This is a genomic window from Hyalangium sp. (assembly GCF_035629615.1).
Taxonomy (GTDB): domain Bacteria; phylum Myxococcota; class Myxococcia; order Myxococcales; family Myxococcaceae; genus Hyalangium.
Genome location: NZ_DASPHO010000254.1, coordinates 1 through 3,528, shown reverse-complemented (window position 1 = coordinate 3,528; position 3,528 = coordinate 1). Strand labels below are relative to the sequence as shown.

Annotated in this window: 2 protein-coding genes and 1 pseudogene; all 3 read left to right on the top strand. The window is 68.8% G+C overall.

Going from position 1 to position 3,528, the window contains the following annotated elements; genetic code table 11:
- Positions 1-1,186: hypothetical protein (locus tag VD972_RS12770; protein WP_324985985.1), on the top strand; the 1,186-nt coding region annotated here is incomplete at its 5' end.
- A gap of 134 nt (positions 1,187-1,320) precedes the next feature.
- Positions 1,321-2,910: an FGGY-family carbohydrate kinase gene (locus VD972_RS12765; RefSeq protein ID WP_324985982.1), complete on the top strand. Its 1,590-nt coding sequence runs from the start codon at positions 1,321-1,323 to the stop codon at positions 2,908-2,910.
- Positions 2,911-2,947: 37 nt separating this feature from the next.
- Positions 2,948-3,528 (top strand): annotated as a pseudogene (locus tag VD972_RS12760) (aspartate aminotransferase family protein); the annotation flags it as partial.

Below are 3,528 nucleotides of genomic sequence, written 5' to 3'. Positions count from 1 at the left end.
TGGCAAGCGCACCCTGACGGACGGCGGCACCACGCTCTGGGCGATGGCGGGCTGCCAAGCCCAGGACTCGCAGAACTTCACCGGGTGCTACCAGACGTGCACCAACGGCGGAGCGCGGCGCTCTTCCGGCACCTTCGACGGCGTGCGCCTGCAGCGGCTCCACGAGCCAGAGACCTCGGGCATCGAGCTCCTCTCGGAAGCCAAGGTGGATCTGGGCCTGCCCGTGGATGTCTACGTGACCAAGAACCACGCCTATGTGGTGTCTCTCAGCCTCGGCAGGGTGACACCTCCCACGGGCGGCCTCACCGTCTTCGACGTCACCGACAAGGCCCGTCCCGTGCTCCGCAAGGTCTTCACCCTGGCGGGCGACACCTACTGGAACTCCGTCTGGTCCAAGGGGGATGCCCTCTACGTGGGCAGCGGGAACCACGGCGTGCTCGTCTTCGACATCACCGACCCCGCGGACCCGAAGATGCTGCGCGGCGTGCCTGGAGACACCTTCGACGTGCACACCCTCTATGTGGACGGGGACCGGATGTACGCCCAGGCGTCGGGCGCCAATCAGGTGCTCATGTTCGACGTGAGCAAGCCCCTGGAGCCGGTGCTGCTCAACCGCTACACGGTGCCCGCGGACGACAACGGCTTCGGCTACCCGCACGACTCCTTCGCGTACCAGAACCGGCTCTACATCAACCAGATGGGCCAGGGGTACTACGTGCTGGACGTCACCGATGCGGCAGACCCCAAGCCGCTCGGCTCGTACACGTATGACGCCCAGATCTACAACCCCACCCACGCCAACGCGGTGGGCACGCTCGGCGGCCGCACCATCGCGTTCGAGGGCGGCGAGAACATCAACGCGCACCTGCGCGTGCTGGACGTCACCGACCCCACCCGGATCGTGAAGATCGGCGAGCACTCGATGCGGCCGCAGGCCTCCATCCACAACATGCTGCTGGTGGGCACGCGGCTGTACGTGGCCTGGTATGCGGAGGGCCTGCGCGTGCTGGACGTCTCCAACCCCACCCAGCCGAGGGAGATCGCGTACGCCAACACCTTCCGGGAAGCGGGCTCGGGCAACCTGGGGGGCCTCTTCGTCGGCGCGATCGGCATCCGCGTGCCGGGGGACGGCCACGTGTACGTGGTGGACATGGCGCGCGGCCTGCTCATCTACCGCGAGCCATAAGCAGGGCACGGCAACGTTCCCTGGCGGGCTCGCCCCGCAGGGCCCCCTCCTTCCTGGTGGATTGCGCGGGGGTCGCCTCATAGATTGTGCCGGCCGCGGCCTCTCCCGCGCGCCATCGGCTACGAGGGGACCAGGTGCCAACCACCGGCAGCCCATCCATCCTGTCCATTGACCTGGGGACCTCGGCCGTCAAGCTGGCCCTCATCACCACCCGAGGCGCCATCCTCGGCAGCGAGGTGGAGCCCATTCCGCTCTCCCTCCTCCCCGAGGGCGGTGCTGAGCAGGATCCCGAGAGCTGGTGGTCAGCCATCGTCAGGGCCACGCGGCGCCTGCTCGAGCGAGGCGTCTCCTCTCCGGCGGACGTCATCGGCGTCAACGTCGGCTCGCAGTGGTCCGGCACCGTCGCCGTAGACGAGCAGGGGCGGCCCCTGCACCCCGCCATCCTCTGGATGGACTCGCGCGGGGCCTCCCACGTCCGGCGCGTCACCCAAGGCCTTGTCTCCATCGAGGGCTACGGCCTGAGCAAGCTGTACACCTGGGTGCGGCTCACGGGCGGAGCGCCCAGCAGCTCCGGCAAGGATCCCCTGGGGCACATCCTCTACCTCCAGCACGAGCACCCGGACGTCTACCAGCGCACCTACAAGTTCCTCGAGCCCAAGGACTGGCTCAACCTGCGGCTGAGCGGCCGGTTCACCGCCTCATACGACTCGATCGCCCTGCACTGGGTGACAGACAACCGGAACCTGTCCCGGCTGAGCTACGACGAGCGCCTGCTGAAGATGACGGGGCTGCACCGTGAGAAGCTCCCCGAGCTCGTCCCCGCCGCCTCGGTGCTGGGCCCGCTGAGCCCCGAGGCCTCCCGCGCGCTGGGGCTGGGCGAGCACACCCAGGTGGTGTCTGGCACCCCGGACATCCTCGCGGCCGCCGTGGGCTCGGGGGCGGTGCGCGACTTCGAGCCCCACCTGTGCGTGGGCACCTCCTCGTGGCTCAGCTGCCACGTGCCCTTCAAGAAGGCGGATCTGCTGCACCAGATGGGGACGTTTCCCTCCGCGCTTCCGGGCCGCTACCTGCTCGTCAACGAGCAGGAGTCCGCCGGCATCTGCCTGGTCTCCCTGAAGAACCTCCTCCACGAGGAGCCAAGCTCCGGTCCGGCGCTGGACTCCCAGGAGATCTACGCGGGCTTCGAGCGGGCGGCAGAGCGCGTGCCTCCCGGCAGCGACCGCCTCCTCTTCATGCCCTGGCTCAACGGGGAGCGCTCGCCCGTGGAGAATCGACTGGTGCGCGGCGGGTTCTTCAACCAGTCGCTGCAGACGACGCGCGGGCACCTGGTGCGGGCCGTCATGGAGGGCGTGGCCTACAACTCCCGGTGGCTGCTCACCTACGTGGAGCGGTTCGTCGGCCGGGAGCTGGAGTCCATCCGCATGATCGGCGGCGGGGCTCGCTCGAAGCTGTGGTGCCAGATCTACGCGGACATCCTGGGCCGGAGGATCCAGCAGGTGGACGAGCCCGTGCTGGCCAACGCCCGGGGCGCGGCCTTCCAGGCGGCACTGGCGCTGGGACACCTCACCGTGGACGAGATCCCGTCGCTCGTGCCCGTGGCCCGCACTTACGAGCCGGATCTGAAGAACCGGGGGCTCTACGACGAGCTGTTCCGGGAGTTCCTCACCCTCTACAAGAGCAACAAGTCCGCTTTCGCGCGGCTCAACCGGGCCCGGAGTGCCTGAGAGGCACGCGAGGCCGCCGACGGTTAGGAAGGAAGTCATGGCGCTGCCCGATCTCGATCTGTTGTCCTACGTGCCCCCGCGGATCCTCGCGGTGGCCGAGCGGTACTTGAAGGCCATTCCCCTGGTGCGTAACCGGCTGGACCAGGAGACCGGCTCAATGCTCGCCGAGCTGGAAGGCAGCCTGAAGCCCTACAAGGACCAGGTGCCCACCTTCGAGCGGCTGCCGGCCCAGGGGCGCCCGCAGGAGGAGGTGCTGCGCGAGCTGGAGCAGCTGGAGGCGCGCGAGCAGGGACGGTGGAAGGAAGGGCGCGTCTCCGGCGCGGTGTACCACGGGGCGGAGGGGCACATCGCCTTCGTCAACCGGGTGTACTCGCTGCACTCGCAGAGCAACCCCCTTCACGCCGATCTGTGGCCCAGCGCCACCAAGTTCGAGGCCGAAGTCGTGGCCATGACGGCGAGCATGCTGGGCGCCGAGGAGGCCAACGCGGGCAAGTCCTCCGAGGAGCACATCTGCGGCTCCCTCTCCTCCGGTGGGACGGAGAGCATCATGCTCGCCATGAAGACGTACCGGGACCAGGCCCACGCCACCCGGCGCATCACCCGGCCGGAGATGGTGGC